This window comes from Achromobacter sp. 01N37 (assembly GCF_056399725.1).
In genome coordinates this window covers 44,473-67,444 of sequence record NZ_JBFTRX010000008.1, presented here as the reverse complement: position 1 = coordinate 67,444, position 22,972 = coordinate 44,473, and the positions used below count along the sequence as shown (strand labels likewise).

The 22,972-nt window shown below is 62.5% G+C and carries 21 protein-coding genes; 13 read left to right on the top strand and 8 right to left on the bottom strand.

Annotation, left to right across the window (positions count from 1 at the left end; translation table 11 throughout):
- Positions 1-547: 547 nt before the first annotated feature.
- On the bottom strand, positions 548-1,144 hold the full coding sequence (locus AC1DSJ_RS18260; protein ID WP_441371041.1) for an RBBP9/YdeN family alpha/beta hydrolase: 597 nt from the start codon (positions 1,142-1,144) through the stop codon (positions 548-550).
- A 270-nt stretch (positions 1,145-1,414) separates the two neighbouring features.
- Here AC1DSJ_RS18260 and AC1DSJ_RS18255 point away from each other — a divergent pair, with 270 nt between their 5' ends.
- The 5 genes from AC1DSJ_RS18255 to AC1DSJ_RS18235 all read left to right on the top strand — a co-directional run bounded on the left by AC1DSJ_RS18255 (position 1,415) and on the right by AC1DSJ_RS18235 (position 7,013).
- A complete protein-coding gene (locus AC1DSJ_RS18255; RefSeq protein WP_054421956.1) occupies positions 1,415-2,542 on the top strand; it encodes a branched-chain amino acid ABC transporter substrate-binding protein in 1,128 nt (375 codons plus the stop codon).
- Between the two features lie 114 nt (positions 2,543-2,656).
- Positions 2,657-3,358: a response regulator gene (locus tag AC1DSJ_RS18250; RefSeq protein ID WP_054421957.1), complete on the top strand. Its 702-nt coding sequence runs from the start codon at positions 2,657-2,659 to the stop codon at positions 3,356-3,358.
- Positions 3,351-4,658: an ATP-binding protein gene (locus AC1DSJ_RS18245; RefSeq protein ID WP_476760356.1), complete on the top strand. Its 1,308-nt coding sequence runs from the start codon at positions 3,351-3,353 to the stop codon at positions 4,656-4,658. The genes AC1DSJ_RS18250 and AC1DSJ_RS18245 overlap by 8 nt, the downstream gene beginning before the upstream one ends.
- A 150-nt stretch (positions 4,659-4,808) precedes the next feature.
- Complete coding sequence (locus tag AC1DSJ_RS18240; RefSeq protein ID WP_441371042.1) at positions 4,809-5,981, top strand: serine hydrolase domain-containing protein; 1,173 nt, start codon at positions 4,809-4,811, stop codon at positions 5,979-5,981.
- A gap of 120 nt (positions 5,982-6,101) precedes the next feature.
- Positions 6,102-7,013 carry a MipA/OmpV family protein gene (locus AC1DSJ_RS18235; protein WP_441371043.1) on the top strand — a complete coding sequence of 304 codons (912 nt, stop codon included), beginning with the start codon at positions 6,102-6,104 and terminating at the stop codon, positions 7,011-7,013.
- Positions 7,014-7,094: 81 nt separating this feature from the next.
- Here AC1DSJ_RS18235 and AC1DSJ_RS18230 read toward each other — a convergent pair whose 3' ends face one another.
- From AC1DSJ_RS18230 to ugpB, 4 genes are all read right to left on the bottom strand, one after another.
- Positions 7,095-8,183: a sn-glycerol-3-phosphate import ATP-binding protein UgpC gene (locus AC1DSJ_RS18230; protein WP_054421966.1), complete on the bottom strand. Its 1,089-nt coding sequence runs from the start codon at positions 8,181-8,183 to the stop codon at positions 7,095-7,097.
- 49 nt (positions 8,184-8,232) lie between these two features.
- Positions 8,233-9,084, bottom strand: a complete 852-nt coding sequence (gene ugpE / locus AC1DSJ_RS18225) for a sn-glycerol-3-phosphate ABC transporter permease UgpE (protein ID WP_476760355.1) — start codon at positions 9,082-9,084, stop codon at positions 8,233-8,235.
- 21 nt (positions 9,085-9,105) lie between these two features.
- The gene (gene ugpA, locus AC1DSJ_RS18220) at positions 9,106-9,987 is read right to left on the bottom strand and encodes a sn-glycerol-3-phosphate ABC transporter permease UgpA (RefSeq protein WP_046806304.1); all 882 of its coding nucleotides are present in this window, start codon (positions 9,985-9,987) and stop codon (positions 9,106-9,108) included.
- A gap of 199 nt (positions 9,988-10,186) precedes the next feature.
- A complete protein-coding gene (gene ugpB / locus AC1DSJ_RS18215; protein WP_054421975.1) occupies positions 10,187-11,500 on the bottom strand; it encodes a sn-glycerol-3-phosphate ABC transporter substrate-binding protein UgpB in 1,314 nt (437 codons plus the stop codon).
- Between the two features lie 194 nt (positions 11,501-11,694).
- Here ugpB and proC point away from each other — a divergent pair, with 194 nt between their 5' ends.
- From proC to AC1DSJ_RS18180, 7 genes are all read left to right on the top strand, one after another.
- On the top strand, positions 11,695-12,528 hold the full coding sequence (proC, locus tag AC1DSJ_RS18210; protein WP_175168981.1) for a pyrroline-5-carboxylate reductase: 834 nt from the start codon (positions 11,695-11,697) through the stop codon (positions 12,526-12,528).
- Positions 12,525-13,079, top strand: coding sequence for a queuosine precursor transporter (locus AC1DSJ_RS18205; protein WP_054421978.1), 555 nt, complete (start codon positions 12,525-12,527; stop codon positions 13,077-13,079). The genes proC and AC1DSJ_RS18205 overlap by 4 nt, the downstream gene beginning before the upstream one ends.
- Positions 13,080-13,532: 453 nt before the next feature.
- Positions 13,533-14,648, top strand: a complete 1,116-nt coding sequence (locus AC1DSJ_RS18200) for a high-affinity branched-chain amino acid ABC transporter substrate-binding protein (protein WP_054421980.1) — start codon at positions 13,533-13,535, stop codon at positions 14,646-14,648.
- Positions 14,649-14,837: 189 nt separating this feature from the next.
- Entirely contained in the window at positions 14,838-15,764 is a 927-nt protein-coding gene (livH, locus tag AC1DSJ_RS18195) for a high-affinity branched-chain amino acid ABC transporter permease LivH (RefSeq protein WP_006219631.1), read from the top strand.
- Positions 15,764-16,999: a high-affinity branched-chain amino acid ABC transporter permease LivM gene (locus tag AC1DSJ_RS18190; protein WP_054421981.1), complete on the top strand. Its 1,236-nt coding sequence runs from the start codon at positions 15,764-15,766 to the stop codon at positions 16,997-16,999. The genes livH and AC1DSJ_RS18190 overlap by 1 nt, the downstream gene beginning before the upstream one ends.
- Positions 16,996-17,763 carry a high-affinity branched-chain amino acid ABC transporter ATP-binding protein LivG gene (livG, locus tag AC1DSJ_RS18185; protein WP_054421985.1) on the top strand — a complete coding sequence of 256 codons (768 nt, stop codon included), beginning with the start codon at positions 16,996-16,998 and terminating at the stop codon, positions 17,761-17,763. Before AC1DSJ_RS18190 ends, livG begins: the two co-directional genes overlap by 4 nt.
- Positions 17,763-18,464: an ABC transporter ATP-binding protein gene (locus tag AC1DSJ_RS18180; RefSeq protein ID WP_054421987.1), complete on the top strand. Its 702-nt coding sequence runs from the start codon at positions 17,763-17,765 to the stop codon at positions 18,462-18,464. Before livG ends, AC1DSJ_RS18180 begins: the two co-directional genes overlap by 1 nt.
- Before the next feature lie 97 nt (positions 18,465-18,561).
- On the opposite strand, the gene cuyB is transcribed toward AC1DSJ_RS18180, so the two are convergent.
- From cuyB to AC1DSJ_RS18165, 3 genes are read right to left on the bottom strand one after another with little or no spacing between them, the layout of a single operon-like run.
- Positions 18,562-19,305 carry a cysteate racemase gene (gene cuyB / locus AC1DSJ_RS18175; protein ID WP_054421992.1) on the bottom strand — a complete coding sequence of 248 codons (744 nt, stop codon included), beginning with the start codon at positions 19,303-19,305 and terminating at the stop codon, positions 18,562-18,564.
- A gap of 1 nt (position 19,306) precedes the next feature.
- Positions 19,307-20,854 carry an N-acyl-D-amino-acid deacylase family protein gene (locus AC1DSJ_RS18170; protein ID WP_441371044.1) on the bottom strand — a complete coding sequence of 516 codons (1,548 nt, stop codon included), beginning with the start codon at positions 20,852-20,854 and terminating at the stop codon, positions 19,307-19,309.
- Between the two features lie 8 nt (positions 20,855-20,862).
- Positions 20,863-21,843, bottom strand: coding sequence for a Bug family tripartite tricarboxylate transporter substrate binding protein (locus AC1DSJ_RS18165; RefSeq protein ID WP_175168978.1), 981 nt, complete (start codon positions 21,841-21,843; stop codon positions 20,863-20,865).
- Positions 21,844-21,963: 120 nt separating this feature from the next.
- Between AC1DSJ_RS18165 and AC1DSJ_RS18160 the strand changes: the two genes are divergently transcribed.
- Positions 21,964-22,932, top strand: coding sequence for a LysR family transcriptional regulator (locus AC1DSJ_RS18160; RefSeq protein ID WP_054421997.1), 969 nt, complete (start codon positions 21,964-21,966; stop codon positions 22,930-22,932).
- The last annotated feature ends 40 nt before the right edge of the window (positions 22,933-22,972 follow it).

Genomic DNA, 22,972 nt, shown 5'->3' with positions numbered 1-22,972 from the left:
CTCCGTTCCGCCGCCATCACGAGGATGGCCCCCTTGCTTTGGACACTGCTTTGGCGCTGCTGCCGGCGCGCCATCTGAATGCTCGTTATGGTCATTACTTAGTTCTTGTGCTTCGCCGCTCGGCACATGCCTTCTCTTCCGCTCGCTTGGGCAAGGGCGGGGCATGATTGCGGATGAGCCGCGGAAACAAATTGATTTAAACGGAATGATTTTACTGTATGCCAAAGATACGACTGCCCTTGGCCTAGGTATGTAACCCCGAGCCCCCCACAGGAAACATTTGAGGCTCAGCTGTCATTTTGCTGTCTCTACGCTTCTGGGCGGGTAGGATATCAATCATTTGTAACTTTTTTCAGGCAAGATTAATCAAAACGATTCAGGCGTAGACAAAGCTGACGCCAATTTCGTAATCCGCCGCAAAAATTGCAATATTTGCGAAATCATCGTGCTAACAGCGGGCAAAAGATCGCAATTGTACGAAGTTGTCGGTACAGAAAAGACGACGCGCGCCAGATGGCGCGCGAAGATGCAACAAAACGCATTTGTTTCAAGACAACCCGCAGACCGGCACCGGAGAAATGCGTTTGGCAGGCGTTGGAATCCGCCAGGAAGCTCGGCGGCGCAAGGCGCCAAATATCTTCAGACCTTGCGGCCAATCGTCCAGCCCGCTCTCCGCATTGATATGCCCGGCGCCCGGCAGGATGACGACGCGGCTGCCCCAGTCTTGCGCGAAACTGCGGGCGCGCTCCAGCCGGCAGTAGGGGTCGTTGTCGCTGGCGACGACGACGCTTTGAAAGGGCAGGGGCTGGCGGGCGATGGGGGCGAAGCCCCGCAGGCAGTCGGGCGCATCGGGGCGTTCGACATCGGCGGGCGCGACCAGCAGCGCACCGGCCACTTTGGCGCGTAAAGGAACAGGCAAGGCGGCGCTGATCAGACAGCCCAGGCTATGGGCGATCAGCAGCACCGGGCTTCGGGCTTGGTCTACTTCTGCCGCCAGCGTGGAAATCCATTCCGCCGACGACGGGTTTTCCCAGTCGCGTTGCTCGATGCGCACGGCGTGGGGCAGCAGGGCAGCCCAGCGCGATTGCCAGTGGTCGGGTCCGGAGTTTTTCCAGCCCGGGACGATGATCGGTTGGAGTCTCATGGCGGCCATCATGCCGCGCCACGTTAGTAACTCAAACGAATAAATCGTCTTTTGCATATACGGTGACGGGTATAAGCCGACGCCGCATCGCGATGCGGCACTCAGCCGCCGGCAATGCACCCGAAGCCGTGCCGGATCGGCTCTAAATAGGGCGTTTTTTCGGTGTATGCTTGCCGTGCAAATGCACCGTAACGGGGCGTGACCATATCGTTATCCGGCGTCCGCCCGGTTAAAAAACCAACGATTACAAGCGATTAAGGGAGTCCACTCATGAAGCCAGTATTTCGTCTGACCCCGGTCATCGCGGCGCTGGGAGTCGCCGCTGGCCTGACGTTTGCCGCGGGAGCGCACGCGCAAACCATCAAGATCGGCGTGGTTGGCCCGACCACCGGCGCCGTCACGCAGTATGGCGACATGGTCCGTGAGGGCGTCGACACCGCAATCGAACGCATCAACGCCGCGGGCGGCGTCAACGGCAAGAAGCTGGAAGCCGTGGTCATCGACGACGGCTGCGAACCCAAGCAAGGCCCGGTGGCCGCCAACCGTGTCGTGAACAGCAAGATCGGTTTCGTCGTGGGCCACGTGTGCTCGGGCGCCACCATCGCCGCTGCCGACATCTACAACAACGAAGGCGTCGTCATGGTTACGCCTTCGGCCACGGCGCCTGCCGTGACGGACGGCAAGAACTACGAGTTCATCTTCCGCACCATCGGCCGCGATGACCAGCAAGGCCCGGCGGCTGCGAAGTTCGTGCTGGAAAAGATCAAGCCGAAGAAGGCCGCCGTGCTGCACGACAAGCAGTCGTACGGCCAAGGCATCGCCACGGCGGTGAAGAACGATCTGGAAAAGGGCGGCGTGCCCGTCGCCATCTTTGAAGGCATCAATGCCGGCGACAGCGACTACTCGGCCGTCATCACCAAGTTGAAGAGCCAGGGCGTGGACTTCGTCTACTACGGCGGCTACCACCCCGAAATGGGTCTGCTGCTGCGCCAGGCCGCCGAACAAGGCGTGAAGGCCAAGTGGATGGGTCCGGAAGGCGCGGGCAACCCCGACATCAACGCCATTGCTGGCGATTCCGTCGAAGGCATGCTGCTGACGCTTCCGGCCGACTTCACGCAGAACGCCGCCAACGCGGACATCGTCAAGTCGTTCGAAGCCAAGAAGCGCAATGCCGGCGGCGCCTTCCAGATGACGGCCTACACGGCCACCCAAGTCATTGCGGACGGCATCAAGGGCGCGGGCTCCGACGACCCGACCAAGGTCGCCAAGTACCTGCACGCCAACTCGTTCGATACGCCGATCGGCAAGGTGTCGTGGAACAAGCAGGGTGACCTGAACAACTTCGAGTTCGACGTGTTCACCTGGCACAAGGATGGTTCCAAGACCGTCTACAAGTGATGCCATGCGGGCTTAGCGCCCGCGGCATCGGATGCGCCAGCCAGCGCATGACAACCGGGCCGGAAGCCTTAGTCTTCCGGTCCGGTTTTTTTGACCTTCTTTTGTCCGGACCCCATGACCAAGGCCCTGTTAGTCGAAGACGATCCAAAACTCTCGCGCCTGATTGCGCAGTTTTTGGAGCAGCACGGTTTCAATGTCGCTCAGGCCTATCGCGGTGATCATGCCGTGGAGGCATTCCGCCGGCACGAGCCGGCCATCACCATCCTGGACCTGATGCTGCCCGGGCGGGATGGGCTGCAAGTCTGCCGCGACCTGCGCGCATTTTCGTCGGCGCCCATCCTGATGCTGACCGCCCGCGAAGACGATCTGGACCAGATTCTGGGCCTGGAATCCGGCGCGGACGATTACGTCATCAAGCCGGTTGAGCCGCGCGTACTGCTTGCGCGCATCCGTGCGCTGATGCGCCGCCACAACCAGTTGGACGAGCCGCCGGAGCATCTGGAGTTTGGGCCGCTTTCGATCGACCGCCGCACGCGCGCCGTGGTGCACGCGGGCGTCGAGGTCGATCTGACGACCATGGAATTCGAAATGCTCTGGGCGTTGGCGAGCCAGGCCGGGCAGGTGTTGACGCGCGACGATCTGCTCAACGCGGTGCGCGGCATCGAATTTAACGGGCTGGACCGCAGCGTGGATGTTTGCGTCAGCAAGCTGCGCCGCAAACTGGATGATGATCCGCGCGACCCGGCGCGCATCAAGACCGTGTGGGGCAAGGGCTATCTGTTCTCGCCCAAGGCGCACGAGGGCAGTGATGCTTAAGYTCGTCCTGCGGCTCTTCGTGGTGCTGGCGATTGGGTTTGTGCTGTCAAACGAAGTGGTGGACCGGACGGCGAATTATTTCTTCGAACCGGTCAATGTGGACTACACGCGCGAAGCCGTGCGGGGCCAGTTGCACAGTTTGAAGCAGGAATTGGCCAGCGTTGCGCCCGAGGCGCGGCGCGACTATGTCCGCGACACCTTGGCGCCGCATTACGGGCTGATCTTGCAGGTGCTGGACCCCGCCGACTACAACGCGGCGGATTTCGCGCTGACCGATGACGAGCGGCGCACCATCGAGGCGGGCGGGTTCTTCCTGCGCGACAAGATGATGAGCTTCATTGCCGCCATTCCCGGTCCGGGCGCGCAATGGCTGCTGGTCAAGATGCCACCCGAGCCGCCGGTCGGCACGTGGGTGATTGTCATCATCTACTCCGCGTTGGGCCTGCTGTTGTGCGCATTCATGCTGGTCTGGGCGTTGCCGATCTGGCGCGATCTGGAAGCGCTGAAGACCGCTGCGCAGCGCATGGGGCAGGGCGACTTGCAGGCGCGGGCCCGCCTGTCGCGCTATTCCAGCATCCGGGCGCTGGGCGACACCTTCAATCAGATGTCCGACCGCATCAGCACGCTGATCAGCAACCAGCGCGAGCTGACCAATGCGGTATCGCACGAGCTGCGCACGCCCATTGCCCGGCTGTCGTTCGAGCTGGACATGATTGACCGCGAGGCCGACCCGGCAGCCCGCAAGCGCCTGGTCGAAGAAATGAAGAGCGATGTCGCCGAGCTGGACGGCATGGCGTCGGAATTGCTGATGTATGCGCGCCTGGAGCACAAGAGCGACGACGTGCCGCTACAGGCTCAGGATGCGCGCGGCTGGCTTGATTCGGTGGTGCAGCACGCGGCCTTTGAAGCTGGATTGTCGGGCGTGCGTTGCGTGGTCGCACAATGCGATACGGCCGAGGTGCGGTTGCATCAGCGCTACATGACGCGCGCGTTGCTCAACTTGCTGCAGAACGCGATTCGGCATGCCGGCGGACGGGTTCAGGTTGCGCTGACCAGTCCGGCGCCGCAGGAATACGTGTTGACGGTGGACGACGATGGCCCGGGCGTGCCGCCCGCCGATCGCGAGCGTATCTTCGAACCTTTCATCCGCCTGGATGAAAGCCGCGACCGAGGCACTGGTGGCACCGGCCTGGGTCTGGCTATCGTCAGCCGTGTGGCGCGCTGGCATAACGGTTCGGCGCAAGCGTCCGATAGCCCGTTGGGTGGCGCCCGTTTTGTGATCAGCTGGAAAGCCGCCTGAGCGCGCGGCAACGGGCGACGGCGCAGGCGTAAAGAAACTTCACAAACGGCGCGCCGAATCTTCACAAACTCCATACAAAGCGGGAAAGATCGCGCGCGGGCGCGTCGATAGCATCACGGCATTCACCTTACACAGGTTTTGCCGCTAGCCATGTTCTCCCTAAGCCGCCTGGTTGCCATTGGATCGTTGCTGCTTGCCGCAGGCGGTTGCCAGAGCGTGCCGCCCGCCGCGCCGGCCACCATCGCCAAGGGAGATTACGCGGCGGTGGTGGACTACTTGTCGCAGCGCATTCCCTACGACATGGGCGTGTCCAAGGTGCCGGGCGTGTCGATCGCCATCGTGGACGACCAGCGCGTTGTGTGGAGCACGGGATTTGGGTACGCGGACACGCTGCGGCATCGCAGCGCCACCAGCGACACGCTGTATCGCGTGGGCGCCATCAGCAAGATCGTTACCGCTGCGGGCGTGCTTCGCGCCGCCGACGATAAGCGGCTGCGGCTGGATGCGCCGGCCAGTGACGCCTTGCCGGACTGGCATGTGGCGCCGCGCCGCAACGCCATGCAGTGGATGGGCGCCGAGCCTTACACCGCCCGCAATCTGCTGAGCCTGCATCCGGACACGCTGGAGGACACGATGGGCCGCGCCCGCGCCGACATGGCGTATGCCCTGTTAGGCGACATGGTGGCGCATGTGGCCAAGGAACCCTTCGATGGCTATGTGCGCCGCACGATTTTCCAACCGTTGAATATGCCGCGTGCGGGGTTTCAGCCGCACGAGCGCATGTTGGAGCAGCGCGCCGCGGGCTACCGGCGCGGCCAGCCATGGACGGAGGCCCCGCAGCCCAATGAGGCGGCAGACGGGCTATGGGTAAGCGCGTCCGAGATGGCGCGCTTTACCAGCATGCTGTTTGCAGATGGCATGTACGGCGGCCAAGGCGATGGCAAATACGGCCGCAAAGAGGGCGGCAAAAGCGTCGGCAACGCAGGCGGAGAACCCGAGGGCAAGCGGGTACTGAAAGAGGAATCCGCGCAGACGCTGCTTGGCCTGGAAACGGTGGCGGGCAGCAGCCTGGATCTGGGCTGCCGCTTCGCCTTGTCGTGGCTGGCCGCGCCCTGTGGCGACAACGTTGTCAGCGCGATGACCGTGCGTGAACACAGCGGGGCCACCGAAGCGTTCCATTCCCGATGGGTGCTGGCCCCGCAGGACAAGCTTGCCGTGCTGGTCATGAGCAACTCCGATTCCGGCGAGCCGCTGGTGGCAGCGGTGTCGACGATGGCCATGCGCATGATGCGCCAGGCCAAACAAGGTTCCGACACCCCCTAGAAATTTCGCCCGCGCAGATGCGTGGTGCGCCGGCGTGGTTTTTTCAACCGCGCTTTTCACCTTCGCTATTCACCTTCGTTTTTCAACTTTGCTTTTCTACTTCATTTTCCGGATTCCGAAATGCAGCGATTTTTCCCGTTGTTCCTGTGTTCGCCTGTCACCCGCCGCGTCCTGGCCATAAGCTTGTTGGCCTGTGCGCCCGGCCTGTCGTCAGCGGCGGGTGAGGTCGTCGTGGCGGAAGCCAGTTCCGTTTACGGGCAACGGGGGGCAAGCTCAAGAGGACTGACAGTGGCCACAGGGGAAGAGCGTCCGGAAGGGCAATGGACGTTCTATGGCACGTTGGGGGTGGGGGTGGCGCCGCGCTACAGCGGCAGTGACGAAAGCTCGGCCGTTCCCATCTTCGGCGCGGGCGTGCGCAGCCCCAACGGTTTCTTTCTTGGCACCGACCACGGTTTGGGCTGGGAAACCCAGGCGCTGGACAGCACGTTCCGCTTCTATGTCTTGCCCAGCGCGTCGCGCAAGGATCACAAGAAAGGCTATCAGGGGTCAGACAAACTGCGTGGCATGGGTGACATCAAAAGCCGCGCGCAGATCGGGATGGATGCCGAGACGATGCTGGGGCCGGTGATGTTGTCGGCCACCTTGGGCCACGCGTTCAAGAAGGGCGACGACCGCGACGTGGGCAGCGCCTATACGTTGTTGAACCTGGGCGCGAGCACGACGGTGTATGAAGGGTCTGCGGGCGCATTGTCCCTGGCGTTGAGCGGCACCTTGGGCGACGGCAACTACATGCGCACCTGGTACGGCGTCAGCAGCCAGCAGTCGGCAAAGTCCGGCTACCGGCGTTACGACCCGAAAGGGGGATTGGAAAGCATGAGCTTGGGGGCGACGTGGGCGTTGCCGCTTAGCAAGGCATGGTCATGGACCGTGGCGGCCGAGGCGCGCCGGCTGTTTGGCGACGCGGCGGATAGCCCGATCGTGAAGGAACGCAATCAATACACGATCGGCACGATGGTGACGTACACGTATTGAAAGAAGGGGGGTACCCGATCTCTGCTGAGACCGGGCAGGAGCCTGAATGCAAAACCCGGGCAGAAGCCCGGGTTTTTCGCTTTACAGGTCTTTGACGCGGCGGCCGGTGTCGGCCTCGAACCAGTGCAGCGGGTGGCGGCCGTCCGGGCCCACATTGACGCGGTCACCCACCTTGGCGGACGACTCGGACAACTGACGCGTCGTGCAGCGCACGACCAGTGTGGTCTTGCCGCAGCGGCAGTGGACCAGCTGTTCGGAACCCAGCGTTTCAACCATCTCGACTTCGGCCGGCACGCCTTGCGTGTTCAGCAGCATGTGCTCCGGACGCATGCCCATGATGATCTTGCGGCCACGCACTTGCGCCGGCACTTGCAGCGGCGAAATCGCCAGCGCCATGCCGTCAGCGGTTTGCACGGTGCCGTCGCCGGCCACTTGCACTTCCATCAGGTTCATCGGGGGCGAACCGATGAAGCCAGCCACGAACGTCGAGGCCGGCTTTTCGAACACTTCCATCGGGGTGCCGATCTGCTCAGGCACGCCCTGGTACATGACGATCATGCGGTGGGCCAAGGTCATGGCTTCGACTTGATCGTGCGTCACGTACAGGCTGGTGGTGCCCAGGCGGCGATGCAGCTTCATGATTTCCAGGCGCATCGCCACGCGCAGCTTGGCGTCCAGGTTCGACAAGGGTTCGTCGAACAGGAACACCTTGGGTTCACGCACGATGGCGCGGCCCATGGCGACACGTTGGCGCTGGCCGCCGGACAGCGCGCGCGGGCGGCGGTCCAGCAGGTGGCCAAGTTCCAGGATCTGCGCGGCGATGTCGACGCGCTTTTTGATCTCTTCCTTGGAGAACTTGCGGATCTTCAAGCCATAAGCCATGTTTTCAAACACGGTCATGTGCGGGTAGAGCGCGTAGTTCTGGAACACCATCGCGATGTCGCGTTCGGCGGGTTCCAAGGTGTTGACGACCTTGTCGTCAATCACGATGTCGCCGCTGGTCACGGTTTCCAGGCCGGCGACCATGCGCATCAGCGTGGACTTGCCGCAGCCGGACGGGCCGACGATGACGATGAACTCACCGTCTTTGACATCCATGTCGATGCCATGGATGACCGGCACGTTGCCGGCATAGGTTTTCTTGACGTTACGGAAGCTGAGAGTAGCCATGTTTATTCGTGTTCGGAGTCGTGTTCGGGTGGGTGCGGATGGGCAAGCGTCACTTTTCAGTGTCGACCAGACCCTTGACGAACCATTTCTGCATCAGGATGACGACGAGCGCCGGCGGAATCATGGCCAGCATGGCGGTGGCCATGGTGATGTTCCATTCGGTCACGCTGTCGCCTCCGCTGATCATCCGCTTGATGCCGATGACGACGGGGTACATGTCTTCCTGCGTGGTGATGAGCAGCGGCCACAGGTATTGGTTCCAGCCGTAGATGAACTGGATCACGAACAGSGCSGCGATGCTGGTCTTGGACAGSGGCAGCASCACGTCGAAGAAGAAGCGCACGGGGCCTGCGCCGTCGATACGCGCGGCTTCGATGAGCTCGTCCGGCACCGTCAGGAAGAACTGGCGGAACAGGAACGTGGCCGTGGCCGATGCGATCAGCGGCAGTGTCAGGCCCGCGTAGCTGTTGAGCATGCCCAGGTCAGCCACCACCTTGTAGGTGGGCGCAATCCGCACTTCAACGGGCAGCATCAGCGTGACGAAGATCATCCAGAAGAAAAACATGCGGCCGGGGAAGCGGAAGTACACCACCGCAAACGCCGACAGCAGCGAGATCGCGATCTTGCCGATGGAAATCGACAGCGCCATGATCAGGCTGACGTACATCATGCGGCCCACGGGCGCGCCCGACGAACCGCCGGACGAGCCGCCAAACAGCGCCTGCATGTAGTTATCGACAAAGTGCGGACCGGGAATCAGCGACATCGGCGCTTGCGCCACTTCCTGAGCAGTCTGGGTAGACGCGACGAAAGTGATGTAGAGCGGAAATGCCACCATCGCCACGCCGCAGAGCAGAATGAAGTGGGCCAGAATATCCAGCCAGGGACGGCGTTCAACCATTGTTATTAGCCTCGAACAAAATCAATACTGCACTTTGCGGTCGACGTAGCGGAACTGTACGACCGTCAAGGCAACCACAATGAACATCAAAATCACGGACTGGGCTGCGGACGAACCCAGGTCCAGACCGCGGAAGCCGTCGCTATACACCTTGTAGACCAGGATCGAGGTCGACGTGCCAGGACCGCCCTGCGTGGTGGTGTCGACCACGGCGAAGGTGTCGAAGAAGGCGTAGATGATGTTGACCACCAGCAGGAAGAACGTGGTGGGCGACAGCAGCGGGAACACGATGCTCCAGAAGCGGCGCGCCGGGCTTGCGCCGTCGATCGCGGCGGCTTCAATGAGCGAACGCGGAATCGATTGCAGGCCAGCCAGGAAGAACAGGAAGTTGTACGAGATCTGCTTCCAGACGGCGGCGACAAGCACCAGCATCATGGCCTGGTTGCCATCCAGACGCGGGTTCCAGTCCACGCCGGACTTGCGCAGCGCGACGGCCAGAATGCCCACGGAAGGCGAAAACATGAACAGCCACAGCACGCCGACCACGGCGGGCGCAACGGCGTAAGGCCAGATCAGGAGCGTCTTGTAGAGCCCGGCGCCGCGGATCACGCGGTCAGCCATGACGGCCAGCAGCAAGGACACGCCCAGACCGACAACCGCCACCAGCACCGAAAACACGGCGGTGACGCGGAAGGAATCAAGGTAGGCCTGTTGCGAGAACAGTTCCATGAAGTTGTCCAGACCGACGAACTCGGACGACAACCCGAAGGCATCTTCCAATCGCATGGACTGCCACATGGCTTGTCCGGCAGGCAGGAAGAAGAAGACCACAGTAATGATCAGCTGCGGCAGAAGCAGCAGATAGGGCAAGGTCTTATGCCCAAATACAACGCGTTTTTCCATAGGGGGAACCCAAGGTACAGAAAAGCGGCGGTTGGATTAACCGCCGCTTGAAACCGCTTTCATAAAAATACGATAGGCTTAAAGCCCTAAAAAAACCAGGGCTTTAAGCCTTGCGCTCGTATCCGGATTGGCCGTTAAGTCCTTGTCATGCTTGAAGATTCAGGCTTGACTTGGCCCAGACGGAATCCCGGAAAGGGCGTTACTTTACACTCTTCTCGAACTTTTCCAGCAGCTCGTTGCCGCGCTTGACGATGTTCTCGGCGCCGTCCTTGGCTGCAACCTTGCCGGACACGATGCGTTCGATTTCAGCGTCTTCGATTTCACGGATCTGCGGCAGGAAGCCCAGGCGCAGGCCGCGCGATTGTGCGGTCGTTTCCACGTTCAATTGCTTCACGCCGACTTCGGTGCCCGGGTTCTTGTCATAGAAACCGTCTTTCTTCGTCAGCTCGTAGGCAGCCTTGGTGACCGGCACGTAGCCCGTCTGCTGGTGCCAGCGTGCGGCGATTTCCGGGCTGGCCAGGAACTTGAAGAACGCGGTCACGCCCTTGTAGGTTTCCGGCTTCTTGTTGGCGAAGACCCACAGCGAAGCGCCGCCGATGATGGTGTTCTGCGGGGCGCCTTGCACGTCGGCGTAGTAGGGCACGGTGGAGGTGCCGAATTCGAACTTGGCGTTCTTGGCGATGTTGGCGCGCAGGCCGGACGAACCGGTGATCATGGCGCACTTGCCGCTGATGAACAGCGAGTTCGGCTCGTCGCCGCGGCCGCCGTACATGAAGATGCCTTCCTTGCCCAGCTTGGCCAGGTTTTCCAGATGGCGCACGTGCAGCGGGGTGTTGATGGCGATGCGCGCGTCCAGGCCGCCGAAACCGTTGTCCTTGGTGGCGTACGGCACGTTATGCCAGGCCGAGAACGTTTCCAGCTGAACCCACGACGGCCACGACGTCGTGTAGCCGCATTCCTGGCCAGCGGCCTTCAGCTTCTGGCCGGCGGCAGCCAGCTCTTCCCAGGTCTTGGGCGGCTTGTCGGCATCCAGGCCAGCCTTCTTGAAGGCGTCCTTGTTGTAGTAGAAGACAACGGTCGAGCTGTTGAAGGGCATCGACACCAGCTTGCCGTCGGCCGACGAGTAGTAGCCGGCCACGGCGCCAATGAATTCCTTCGGATCGATCGGGTTGCCGACTTCTTCGGACATCTGCTGCACCGGCTTGATGGCGCCCTTGGCGTACATCATGGTGGCGGTGCCCACTTCAAACACCTGGAGGATGTCCGGGGCGTTACCGGCGCGGAACGCGGCGATGCCGGCGTTCATGGACTCACCGTAGTTGCCCTTGTAGATCGCCTTGACCTGGTAGTCAGGGTTCTTCTTGTTGAACTCGTCGACCAGACCGTTGACGCGGTCGCCCAACGCGCCTTCCATCGAGTGCCAGAACTGGATCTCGGTGGCGGCATGCGCGGAGGCGCCTGCGAAAGCCGTCATGATGGCGGCAAAGGTTAAAGCAATACGATGGGATCGCATGGTGAGGTTTCCTCCAGTTGGGCGTGTTGCGACCGGGGTGTCCGGGCACAGAAAACACGACACCTTATGAATTGTTTGTGACAAAACCGTGACTTTCACATCACTCCAAACGCCTGTCAAATTGCGCGTTTTAGGCGCGAACGAACATTTTCTTTTTTTTCCCCAACGAAGCTGACCGTTTACAATGCCCGGCTATGAAAAACGAACTTTCGATTGCGTTCATTGGCGGCGGCAATATGGCGGCCGCCCTGGCCTCCGGTCTGGCTGGCAAAGTATGCCCCGCCGGGAACATCCATGTCATTGACATTAATGAGGATAGCCACGCTGCCTGGCAGGCCCGTGGCATGACCACGGCAGTGGCCCCCGGCGAGGCCCTGGCGCGATGCCGCGTTTGGGTGTTCGCGGTCAAGCCACAGAACATGAAAGATGTTGTGGCTTCTACGCGTCAGTGGTTGCAAGACGACACCTTGGTGGTAAGCGTTGCCGCGGGAATTCGCGCGGATACGCTGGCGGCCTGGCTCGGCACGCCTGAGGCGCCGTTCAACCGTCTGGTGCGCTGCATGCCGAATACGCCGGCACTGGTGGGCGCAGGCATCACCGGTCTTGCCGCGCTGGATGGCGTGGGCGAAGCCGACCGCGAACTGGCTGCGCAATTGCTCGCCAGCGTGGGGCAGGTGGTGTGGGTGGCGGACGACGCCGCGCTGGATGGCGTGACCGCGTTGTCAGGTAGCGGCCCCGCGTACGTGTTCCTGTTCCTGGAAGCGTTGGTGTCGGGCGGCTTGAAGGTGGGTCTTACCGAAGCGCAGGCCAAACAGTTGGCGCTGGGCACGCTGGCTGGCGCCACCAAGCTTGCGGCGGAATCGGCTGAACCCTTGTCCGTGCTGCGCGAGCGCGTCACGTCCAAGGGCGGCACCACGGCCGCTGCGTTGGCCGCATTTGGCGCCGCAGGATTTAGCAGCATCGTTGAAGACGCCATGGCCGCCGCGGCCCGGCGTTCGGGCGAGCTGGCAGAGGAATTCGGGAAATGAGCAAGGCAAGCCGGGGCTTTCCCACGATGAGCCGCACGCAGTTCGGCATTGCCGTACTGTGCATGCTGCTGGTGGTGGTGGGCTCCAATATTCTGGTGCAGGTGCCGCTGAACGATTGGCTGACGTGGGGCGGACTGTCGTATCCGGTCGCCTTCCTGGTTACCGACGTGCTGAATCGCCGCTTCGGCCCGGGCGCTGCGCGCCGCGTGGTCTGGTTCGGGTTTGCGGCGGCGCTGGTCGTGTCGTTCTGGGTGGCGTCGCCGCGCATTGCGTTGGCCTCGGGTCTTGCGTATATCTGCGCGCAATTGGTCGATATCCAGGTGTTTGACCGCCTGCGCGACCAACGCTGGTGGCGCGCGCCGCTGGTGTCCGGTGTCTTGGGCGCCATTCTGGATACGGCGGTGTTCTTCAGCGTGGCCTTTGCCGCAACGGGGGCGCCGTGGACGACCTGGATGATGGGCGATCTGGCCATCAAACTGGTGGTCAATATCAGCATGCTGGCGCCATTCCGCGCGCTGATGTGGAACCTGGCCAAGCCGGCCAACGCCTGATGAGCTGACCTCCACCCCCTTCAGCGCGACTTAACAAGGCGCGTATCGCGGCGGTTCAACCCGCCGGATACGCGCCTTTTTATTAACCCGATAATCATTATTCGTAAGTCCTGCGTAAGCACTGTATTTAAATGCGTATTCGAACGCTGTATTAATGATTTTTCATATATCGGTGCAAGCACGAGTTCTTGCTGCGCGCCAGTTGTTAAATAAAGAGAATTTGCGATTTCTCCAGTGATTTCATGGGCTTGTCCCGGCTATCCGTCACGATTAAAGGTTGGATTGAAAATATTGGGGATTACACGCAGTGACAGTATGGCGGCTTGCTTCCAGAATACCGCCCACACCGTGTTTTTGCCCAAGAAGCCGGCGACGCGCGATACGGATTGCGGGGTACCCACCCGACAAACCATTTCGAACAGAGCCGCTCAAAACCTCGCTGGAGAACTCCGCATGAAGTTTCTGAATCGCCTTACCCCGGTAGCCATGGCGCTTGGGGCACTTGCCTTGGCTGGCGCCGCGCACGCCGCCGACACGATCAAGATCGGCATTCCCCAGCCCATGACCGGTCCCAACACGCAATACGGTGACCAGATCCAGGCCGGCGCCTTGACTGCCATTGAAACCATCAACGCCAAGGGCGGCGTCAAGGGCAAGAAGCTTGAGCCGATCCTGATCGACGACGGCTGCGAACCCAAGCAGGCTGTGCCGGCCGCCAACCGCGTGGTCAACTCCGGCGCCAAGTTCGCCGTGGCCCATGCGTGCTCGGGCGTGACGGTTGCCGCCGTGAAGGTCTACGAGGAAGAGGGCATCGTCGGCATCACCCCGGGCGCAACGTCGCCGCTGGTGACGGACACGATCAAGCCGCATTACTTCTTCCGCACGATCGGCCGCGACGACCAGCAAGGCCCGTATGCTGCTGCATACATCGCCAAGACGCTGAAGCCGCAAAAGGTGGCCGTGCTGCACGACAAGCAGACCTACGGTTCGGGCGTGGCCACGCAAGTCAAGGACGCGCTGGCCAAGCAGAACGTGAACGTGGCGCTGTTTGAAGGCATCAACGTTGGCGACAGCGACTACTCGGCCATCATCACCAAGCTGAAGTCGGCAGGCGTGGACCTGGTTTACTTCGGCGGCTACCACCCCGAACTCGGCCTGCTGCTGCGCCAGTCGCGTGAACAGGGCCTGAAGGTTCAGTTCATGGGTCCGGAAGGCACGGCCAACCAGGATCTGGTGGCGATTGCCGGCCCGGCCATCGACGGCCTGCTGGTCACGCTGCCGGCTGACTTCACCAAGCTGCCCGGCAACGAAAGCATCGTGAAGGCCTTCAAGGACGCCAAGCGCGACCCGGACGGCGCCTTCCAGATGCCGGCTTACGCCGCAGTGCAAATCCTGGCCGACAGCATCAACGCCGTGGGCGAAGATCCTGCCAAGGTTGCGGACTACATGCACAAAACCACCTTCAACACCGGCATTGGCAAGGTTGAATACGATGCCAAGGGCGACCTGAAGAACTTCGAATTCGCCGTTTACAAATGGGACAAGGACGGCAAGAAGACCCAGCTGTAAACTCGCGATCCCGCCGGCCGGTGCCGGCGTGTAGGGCCTGCTGTCTTCGTTGTGCCGTAATCCGCGTAGCGATGCGCCAAAAGCGCTGTGCGGCCGGCTATCGGTGACAACAGGCCCTTATAAAATACGCCCAGGTTTCCGGCTCCGGGTCTTACTACCGGGGCCGGAACCATTTGGAGCAAGAGAAATATGTCTGACCTCATACCCCAACTTACCCAGCAATTCTTCAACGGATTGTCCCTGGGCGCGATCTATGCATTGATTGCCATCGGCTACACAATGGTCTACGGCATCATCGGTATGATCAACTTCGCCCACGGCGAAATCTATATGATCGGCGCCTATGTAGGCCTGGTCACCTTGACGTCCATCGGCACCAATAGCGGTTTGCCGGTGCCGTTCATCATTGCCGCCATGCTGCTTGTGGCCATTACCGTGACCGGTATCTACGGCTTCTCGGTTGAGCGCGTGGCGTATCGCCCCGTGCGAGGCAGCCCCCGATTGGTAGCGCTGATCTCGGCCATCGGGATGTCGATCTTCCTGCAGAACTGGGTGGCCCTGGGCCAAGGCGCGCGCGACATGGCCGTGCCTTCGCTGGTATCCGGCGCTGTGCAGTTCCACATGGGTACCGACTTTGACGTGACGGTGCCGTATTCGCGCATCATGATCATCGTGGTGACGGTGGTGCTGATGATCGGCCTGACGCTGTTCATCAAGTATTCCCGCATGGGCCGCGCCTCGCGCGCCTGCTCGCAGGACATGCACATGGCCAACCTGCTGGGCATCGACACCAACCGCGTGATCTCGTTCACGTTCGTGATGGGTGCGATTCTGGCGGCGGTGGGCGGCGTACTGATCGCCATCACCATTGGCAAGCTCAACCCCTTCATCGGCTTCTTGGCCGGCATCAAGGCCTTTACCGCGGCRGTGCTKGGCGGCATCGGCAGCATYCCYGGCGCSATGCTGGGCGGTGTGCTGCTGGGCCTGGCCGAGACCTTCGCGGCCGCCTATATCTCGTCACAGTACAAGGACATCGTGGCGTTCTCGCTGCTGGTCCTGATTCTGCTGTTCCGTCCCACCGGGCTGCTGGGCAAACCTGAGGTGGAAAAAGTCTGATGTCGAAAAACAATATCAAAAACGCAACGATGGCGGCCGTGCTGACGGCAGTCATCGTTACCCCGGTCTTTGGCCTGCAACTGATCCGTCAGGGCGCTCGCACCTCGATGGAATCGCACTGGGGCCTGGTGGCGCTTGCCGCTGCCGTGGTGTTCGTGTTCCAGATGCTGCGCCCCTGGATCGCCATTCCGTTCAAGAAGCTGAAGACGTCGCTCCCGACCTTGCCGTCGGCGCCCGCCAAGAGCCACAAGGGGCTTGCGCTATTGCTGCTGGCCATCGCCGTCGTCTGGCCATTCTTCGCCGGCCGCAGCTCGGTCGACATCGCGACGCTGGTGCTGATCTACGTGATGCTGGGCCTGGGCCTGAACATCGTGGTGGGTTTCGCGGGGCTGCTGGACTTGGGCTTTGTGGGCTTTTACGCCGTGGGCGCCTACACCTACGCCTTGCTGTATCACTGGGGCGGCTGGAGCTTCTGGGAAGCGCTGCCGTTCTCGGGCGCGATGGCGGCGTTGTTCGGCTTCGTGCTGGGCTTTCCGGTGCTGCGGCTGCGTGGTGACTATCTGGCCATTGTCACGCTGGGTTTCGGTGAAATGATCCGCCTGTTGCTGATCAACCTGAACACGCTGACGGGCGGCCCGGACGGTATTTCCGGCATTCCGAAGCCCACGGTCTTCGGCCTGGAAATGACGCGCCGCGCCAGCACGGAAGGCGGCACGACCTTCCATGAATTTTTCGGCCTGACGTTCCAGAACCAGGACATGGTCATCTATCTGTACATGATGGCGTTGTTGCTGGCGCTGGTGACGTTGTTTGTCTCCACGCGCTTGATCCGCATGCCGGTCGGCCGCGCCTGGGAAGCGTTGCGCGAAGATGAAATCGCGTGCCGTTCGCTGGGGTTGAACCCCACGCGCATCAAGCTGTCCGCGTTCACGCTGGGGGCCACGTTCGCCGGTTTCGGCGGCGCGTTCTTCGCGGCCCGTCAAGGCATGGTGAACCCGGAATCCTTCACCTTCATTGAATCCGCGCTGATCCTGGCCATTGTGGTGCTGGGCGGCATGGGCTCGCAGGTGGGCGTGATTCTGGCGGCCATCCTGTTGACGGTCCTGCCCGAATTGGCGCGCGAGTTCGCCGAATACCGGATGCTGATGTTCGGTCTGGTGATGGTGTTGATGATGATGTGGCGTCCGCAGGGGTTGTTGCCCATGAAGCGTCCCCACGTGGAGCTGTCTAAATGAGCGAGGCATTGCTGAAAGTATCCGGACTCACCATGCGGTTTGGCGGCCTGTTGGCCGTGGACAGCGTGGCGTTTGAAGTGAAGTCCGACGAGGTGTTCGCCATCATCGGCCCCAACGGCGCCGGGAAGACCACGGTGTTCAACTGCGTCGGCGGCTTCTACGCGCCGACGGCGGGCGAGATCATCATGGACGGCAAGCCGATCACCGGTTTGCCCAGCCACAAGGTGGCGCGCCACGGGCTGGTGCGCACGTTCCAGAACGTGCGCCTGTTCAAGCAGCTGACCGTGCTGGAAAACCTGTTGGTGGCGCAGCACACGCAGGTGGAATCGCGCTTGCTGCCGGGCTTGTTGAAGTTGAGGGGCTATCGGCAGTCGGAGTCGGAAGCGCTGTCGCGCGCGGCGCAATGGCTGGACTTCATGGGCCTGCGCGAATTCGCCAACCGTGAAGCGGGCAACCTGGCCTATGGCCACCAGCGCCGCCTGGAGATCGCGCGTTGCATGATCACCAAGCCGCGCCTGCTGATGCTGGACGAACCGGCCGCTGGCCTGAACCCCCAGGAAAAGCGCGATCTGCAATCGCTGATCGATCAACTGCGGCGTGAGTTCGGCGTTGCCGTGCTGCTGATCGAGCACGACATGAGCCTGATCATGGGCATTTCGGATCGTATCCTCGTCATGGAGCACGGCAAGCCCATCACGACCGGCACCCCCGATGCGGTGCGCAACGACGAGCGCGTCATCAAGGCGTACCTGGGGGAGGAATGATGCTTAAGCTGGAAAACATACACACCTATTACGGCGCCATCCAGGCGTTGAACGGCGTGTCGGTGGACGTCAACAAAGGCGAAATCGTCACGCTGATCGGCGCCAACGGCGCGGGCAAGACGACGCTGCTGATGACGGTTTGCGGCAACCCCCGCGCGCGTGAAGGCAAGATCACGTTCGAAGGCGAGGACATCACCAACAAGGACACGCACCACATCATGCGCAATGGCATCGCCATTTCGCCGGAAGGGCGCCGCGTCTTCAAGGACCTGACCGTTGCCGAAAACCTGATGATGGGCGGCTTCTTTTCGAAGCGCGCTGAAATCGAGGCGGGCATCGAACACGTCTACGGTTTGTTCCCGCGCCTGAAGGAACGCTCCGCGCAACGCGCGGGGCTGATGTCGGGCGGCGAACAGCAGATGTTGGCCATCGGCCGCGCGCTGATGACGCGGCCGCGTCTGTTGCTGCTGGATGAGCCGACGCTGGGCCTGGCCCCGCTGGTGATTGCGCAGATCTTCGACATCATCCGCGAGATCCGCGAGCAGGGCGTCACGGTGTTCCTGGTGGAGCAGAACGCAAACAAGGCGCTGGGTGTGGCCGACCGTGGGTACGTGCTTGAGAACGGCCGGGTCGTGCTGCAAGACACCGGCGCCAATCTGCTGGTCAACGACCAAGTCCGCAAGGCGTATCTGGGCGGCTAAGCAGGCGGCCAGAAATCAAGTTGACGCATTCCCCGCGAAGGGAGTGGGGCGCATCGAAAGATGCGCCTTTTTTTTCGTCTATGGCGGGCGTAGCGGATTAGGCCGCGATCTGCTGCTTCGCCAAGTCCGCTTCGTAATGCGCAATCGCGGCACGCGCCAGCGCATCAATCGAGTCTGTCAGCGTCACGCCCAAGCTCGGGCGCAGCGCATGCGGCACAGCCAGCGGCAGTTCGGTGCAGCCCAGCACCACGGCATCAGCGCCGCGCGCCTTCAGGCGGGCGATGCATTCAGCGGCCGGCTCGAAGGCTTCTTCAAGACGGTTGCCCTTGACGGCGCGAATCGAGCCCATGCAGTAGCGCTCGACTTCATCATCGTTGGGCACGATGCATTCGTAGCCTTGTGCTTCCAGGTGCTGTTGATACAGGCCCAGTTTCAGCGTTGCCGCCGTGCCCATCAGTCCGATGCGGCCACGGGGCAAGCCCAGACGGCGCAGGTCGTCAATGACGGCTTGGATGATGTGCAGCACCGGCAAGCCGGTGGACGCGGCGATCTCGTCGTACCAAAGATGCGCCGTGTTGCACGGGATGGCGATCAGCTGTGCGCCCGCCTGTTCCAGAAAGCGCACGCCGCCCACCATGTACGGCAGCGGATTTTCGCCGCCGGCCATATAGGCGCTGGACCGGTCAGGAATGCGGGGATCGTTGCGCAGCAGGGTGGGGATGTGTTGCTGGTCAATCGCGGCGGGGGTCAGCGCCGCCAGGCGAAGGGCAAAGGCCGCGCCGGCCATGGGACCCATTCCGCCCAATACACCCAGGTAGCAGCCCTGGGAAAACGTCTTCACTTTATGAACTCCGAGGTAATGCATCACCGGGCGTCAGAACCTGGCCCGGGCGTTGCGTACTGGTTCGTTCCCCATCCCACACCGGTTTACCGTTGACCCACACCGCGTGGATGCCTTGGCTTGCCTGAACGGGAGCTGAAAAAGTGGCCACATCTGTCACCGTGGCGGGATCGAACAGCACCAGGTCAGCATGATAACCCTCGCGCAGCAGTCCGCGCTGAGCGATGCCATATTGGTCAGCCGCCAGACCCGTCATCTTGTGGATGGCGGCCTCTAGCGACAACAGTTGTTGTTCGCGCACCATCGTGCGCAGCACATTGGGGAAGGTGCCCCATTGGCGGGGGTGCGGATGCGGGTCAAAGGGCAGGCCGTCCGAGCCGACCATCGTGAGCGGATGCGCAAAGATCCGGTTCACGTCGGCGGGGTCCATCAGAAAGTAGATGGCGCCGGCGGGGGCCAGACGCGCCACGGCGGCTTCGTCATCCAGGCCCAGCTCTTGCATGACGTCGCTGAATTCGCGGCCCGTCGCTTCGGGGTAGCCTTTGGACCACGTGATCATCGTGCGGCTGGCAAGACGTGCACGGTCCAGCCGCAGCATGGTGGACGTGGCTGGGTAGGGGTGGCAGTCCAGGCAGACGGGCTGATGGGCGGCGGCGCGGGTGATCATGTCCAGCGTTTCACGCGTGCGGCCATGATTGCGCTCGCCCGCCAGCTTGTGGTGCGAGAACACCACGCGGCAATCCAGCTCGCGCCCGATCAGCAACGCCTCTTCCATGGCGGGCACGATGTGGTCGGCCTCGTCACGCAAGTGCGTGGCGTAGATGGCGCGGCGGTCGGTACCGCGGCTGTCGGTACCGTGGCTGCCGTTGCCGATACCGCGTCGGTCGATACCGCCGTGGCCATCATCGCCCGACGGCTTCAGCGGTTGGCACACGTCGATGATTTCATCGGTAGGAGCGGCGCTGGCCGGGGGGTAGAACGTGCCGGTGGACACACCAAAGGCGCCGGCGTCCATCGCTTCTTGCAACAGCGCGCGCATGGCGGCGCGTTCGGATGCGTTAGCGGCGCGCGAGGTGTCGTCCATCACGGCGACGCGCAGCGTGGTGTGGCCCACCAACGGAATCACGTTCACCGCGGCGGGTGTTTCGCGCAGCGCGTCCATCCAGGCGCGGAAGGTGCTGAAACGGAACAACTCCGCGGGGCCGAGCAGGTCCAGCGGCTGCGGGATGTCGGCGCGTTCAAGCGGCGCCAGACTGATCCCGCAATTGCCGGTGACCACGGTGGTGATGCCTTGCGACACCTTGGGCAGCATGTCGGGATGCGCCAGCAGGTAGCCGTCATCGTGCGTGTGCGAATCGATGAAGCCCGGCGCCAGCACCTGGCCCCGGCCATCAATTACGGGCACGCCTGCGGGGTGGTCGAAACTGCCCACCGCCACGATCCGTTCGCCCAGCACGGCCAGGTCGCCCTGAACGGCCGGCCCGCCCGAGCCGTCGATAAGCGTGGCGCCCGCCACGATGAAGTCTGCCTGCAAGGTGCGATCCGTCATGGGGCTGCTTAGTCCAGTTTTTCGATGCCGGCGGTTTCGATGATCTTCTTCCACTTGGCGGTTTCACGATCGATCAATTGTTTGAATTCCGCAGGCGAGCCAGTGGCGGGTTCGGCGCCCAGCGTGGCCAGGCCCGTGCGCACTTCCGGCGCTTGCAGCGCTTTCTGGATGGCCGCGTTCAGCGTGGCAACCACATCGGGCGGCGTGCCCTTGGGGGCGACAACGCCGCCCCAGGCCACCGTTTCGTAACCCTTCAGGCCGGACTCGTCCAGCGTCGGCACGTCAGGCATCAGCGACAAGCGCTTCAGGCTGCTGACGCCAATGGCGCGCACCTTGCCGCTCTTGACCAGCGGCGTGGCTTCCGACGTGTTCACGAACAGGTAGTCCAGGCGGCCGCCCAGCAAGTCCTGAATGGCAGCGGGGCCGCCGTTGTAAGGAATGAACATCACGTCGACTTTCGCCATGCTCTTGAAGAGCTCGCCGCCCATGTGGCCGGTGGTGCCGACGCCCGATGCGCCATACGACAGGCGGCCGGGTTGCTGGCGGGCGCGGTCGATCAGGTCCTGCACGCTCTTGACGGGAGAGTCGGCGGGCACGATCAGCGCGTTGTACAGGTCGAACATGTGCGCAACAGGCGTCAGGTCCTGGTCCACGTCGTAGGGCAGGCGCTTGAACAGCGAGCGGTTCACGGCCAGCGTGTTGATGTTGCCGTAGCCCACGGTGTAGCCATCGGCGGCGGCGCGCTTGACCAGCGCGATGCCGATGTTGCCAGCTGCGCCCGGACGGTTTTCGACGACCATCGTGGCGCCGGTATCCTTGGCCAGTTGCGTGGTGATCAGGCGCGACAGCACGTCGGGCGAACCGCCGGCCGCCGACGGCACCACAAAGGTGATGGGCTTGTCCGGGTAGGCGCCCGCCGCCGAGGCGGTGCCGATCAGCGCGGCGCTAACGGCCAGCGCGGAAAGCGTGCGGAAGAATGTGCGTTGCATGGTGGTATTCCCCTTGTTTTGTTGTGTTAAGGGGCGCAGATTACACCCGCCTTGCCGCGCTGCATCATCGAAAAATGTGGCACTCCTATAATCCTGCGTTATCGATGCAAGGGGAAAAAAATGGATGCGGACGCCTACGCGGACGAGGTGGCTCCAAGCGCGGGGCGGCCCTTGAACCTGCGCCAGATTGAAGTGTTCCGGGCGATCATGATGTCCGGCTCGATCAGTGGGGCGGGGCGCATGTTGCACGTCTCGCAGCCCGCCGTCAGCCGCGTGCTGGCGCTGACGGAAAGCCGCTTGGGCTATCGGCTGTTCGAACGCGTGAAGAGCCGCTTGTCGCCCACGGCGGAAGCGCGGCGGCTGTATGCGGAAGTGGAGCAGGTGTATGGCGGCATCCAGCGCGTGAACGATCTGGCGGCAAGCCTGGGGCAATCGGGCGCGGGCATGCTGAAGATTGTGGCCAGCGCCAGCTACGGGCAGCGGCTGATTCCGATGGCGCTGGAGCGCTTTCGGGGCCGCAATGCAGATGCGCGGGTCGATTACCGCAGCGTCACGTTCGACGAGCTGGCGGCGTATTTTTTGTCGGGCCAGGCGGATATCGGCATCTCGATGCAGCCGCCCGATCATCCCAACCTGACGTCGATCCGGCTGGCGCGGGTGCCGGTGGTCTGTGTGCTGCCGGTGACCCATCCGCTGGCCAGCCACGACGTGGTGCATCCCGAGGATTTCTCATCCGCCGCGTGGATCGGCTATCCGCGCGATACGCCATTGGGCCGGGCGCTGACGACGTTCTTTGGCGGCGGCCCGCTGTGTGCGGCGGCAATCGAAGTGCATTCGCCGGTGACGGCGTGCTCGTTTGTGCAGCAGGGCTTGGGCCCGGCGCTGGTGGACGCGTGGTGCGTCACGCCTGATCAGGCCGCGCACATGGTGTTGCGCCCCATCGCGCCTGAGGCCAGCGTCGAGGTCTGGGCGACGCATTCCAACCTGAGCGCGCCGCCGTTGCTGGCGCGGCGGTTTTTGGCGGCAGTGAAGAAGACGCTGGAAGGGGCGGGGTGGGGGGCGTCAGACGACGTGCCCGAAGACCATTGAAGCTTGCGAGGGCGCCGGCGAAGATAGGGCCGGCGCGGTC